At 65.0% G+C, this 1,820-nt stretch carries 3 protein-coding genes and 1 pseudogene; 2 read left to right on the plus strand and 2 right to left on the minus strand.

Going from position 1 to position 1,820, the window contains the following annotated elements; all coding sequences use genetic code 11:
* Both AC2VOG_RS09510 and AC2VOG_RS09515 read left to right on the plus strand, forming a co-directional pair.
* The coding region (locus AC2VOG_RS09510; RefSeq protein ID WP_486939657.1) for an acyl-CoA dehydrogenase family protein at positions 1-255 on the plus strand (255 nt) is incomplete at its 5' end.
* Positions 256-331: 76 nt separating this feature from the next.
* A complete protein-coding gene (locus tag AC2VOG_RS09515) occupies positions 332-1,189 on the plus strand; it encodes an SDR family oxidoreductase (RefSeq protein ID WP_486939658.1) in 858 nt (285 codons plus the stop codon).
* Here AC2VOG_RS09515 and AC2VOG_RS09520 read toward each other — a convergent pair whose 3' ends face one another.
* Positions 1,190-1,525: a YnfA family protein gene (locus AC2VOG_RS09520; RefSeq protein WP_486939659.1), complete on the minus strand. Its 336-nt coding sequence runs from the start codon at positions 1,523-1,525 to the stop codon at positions 1,190-1,192.
* Positions 1,526-1,528: 3 nt separating this feature from the next.
* Positions 1,529-1,820 (minus strand): annotated as a pseudogene (locus AC2VOG_RS09525) (1,4-beta-xylanase); the annotation flags it as partial.

Consider the following 1,820-nt stretch of genomic DNA (forward strand, 5'->3'; position numbering starts at 1 on the left):
CGCACCTATCTCGACGATTGCATCGCCGAACATCTGGCGGGCGAATTGACCGCCGCGCGGGCCGCGCGGCTCAAGTGGTGGACGACGGAGCTTCAAGTGCGGACCGCCGACCGCTGCCTGCAACTGCATGGCGGATACGGATATATGCGGGAATACCCGGTCTCGCGGGCGTTTGTCGACGCCCGGATTCAGACCATCTACGGCGGGACCACCGAGATCATGAAGACGATCGTCGCCAAGGACCTCGGCATCTGAAACGCCCACCCTTTGCCCACCGCCGGTCGCCCGGGATGGTTTCCACGCCAGACTTGACACCTGTAAAGTTTCTCGGATGGACAACATCAGGGGCAAGACCGTCGTCATCACCGGTGCTGCCCGCGGCATCGGGTACGCGACCGCGCAGGCGCTGCTGGCCAGGGGTGCACGGGTGGTCATCGGCGACCGGGATCTCGAAGTGCTCGAGAGCGCGGTCGCCGGAATCAGCGCCCTGGGACAGGTGAGCGGCCATCCCCTCGACGTCACCGACAAGGAGTCGTTCGCGGCCTTCCTCGACAAGGCCCGTGCCGACGGCGGGGGACACATCGACGTGCTGATCAACAACGCCGGTGTGATGCCGGTGGGGCCGTTTCTGGAGCAGTCGGCCCAAGCAATCCGCTCGTCGATCGAGGTGAACCTCTACGGCGTGCTGACCGGTTGTCAGTTGGTACTACCGGAGATGGTGAGGCGTCGTGCCGGGCACATCGTCAACATCGCATCGCTGGCCGGCATGGTGGCCGTGCCAGGCCAAGTCGTCTACGCCGCAACCAAATTCGGTGTCGTTGGGCTGTCCAGCGCGATGGCCGACGAGTTCGCGCCGCAGGGCGTCAAGGTCACCGCGGTGTTGCCGACCTTCACCAACACCGAATTGATCTCGGGAACAACGCCGTCGTCGGCGCAAAAGCCGGTCGAGCCGGCCGACATCGCCGCGGCGATCGTCAAAGTGCTCGACAAGCCGAAATCCCGTGTTTCAGTTCCCAGCTGGGGCAAGTCCTTTGCGGCCGTGGCGACGCTGATACCTGATCGCGGCCGGCGCTGGCTGAACAAGAAGATGGGCAACGACACGGTTTTCCTCGCTGTCGACTCGCACGCGCGCCGCAGCTACGAAGACCGGGCGCAGCACGCGACGGGGGTCATCGAGCACAAGGAGTGATCAGCGCCCGCGCGGCGCGTACATGATCAAGCCGACCCCGGCCAGGCAGACTGCGGCCCCAGCGACGTCCCATCGGTCTGGCCGAAATCCGTCCGCCACCATGCCCCACACCAACGATCCGGCAACAAACACGCCGCCGTAGGCGGCCAGCACACGGCCGAACTGCGCGTCAGGCTGAAAAGTTGCGACGAAACCATAAGCACCCAAAGCGATGACGCCAAAACCGGCCCAGGTCCAGCCGCGGTGCTCACGGACACCCTGCCACACCAGCCAGGCGCCGCCGATCTCCAGCAGCGCGGCCAATCCGAACAACAGTATCGACTTGGTGACCGTCACGGCTCAACCATACGTCGGGGCGCTGAGGCTCCTGATGGTTTGGGATTCGGTGTTGTCGAACGCGGTGCCATCCGGCCGCAGCAGATCGTGGAACCACACCTTGGGCACCGCCGAGTACGGGTGCTTCCACGAGTCCCACGGAAAGTAGGTCTGCGTCTTGCCAGCCACCAGCCCCCAGTTGATGGCACCGACATTGTGCCGCTTGGCAACTGGCAAGATCGACTCGACGGTGCTGCCCTGCGGGCGGGCCATGTACTCGGTGCACAGAATCGGCCGGCCGTGCGGCGTCAGCTGG

The organism is Mycobacterium sp. TH-M11, assembly GCF_057473725.1.

What these genes read in the sequence shown, in the direction of transcription:
- AC2VOG_RS09515 (WP_486939658.1), top strand. Translation starts at nt 332, where the DNA reads ATGGACAACATCAGGGGCAAGACCGTCGTCATCACCGGTGCTGCCCGC.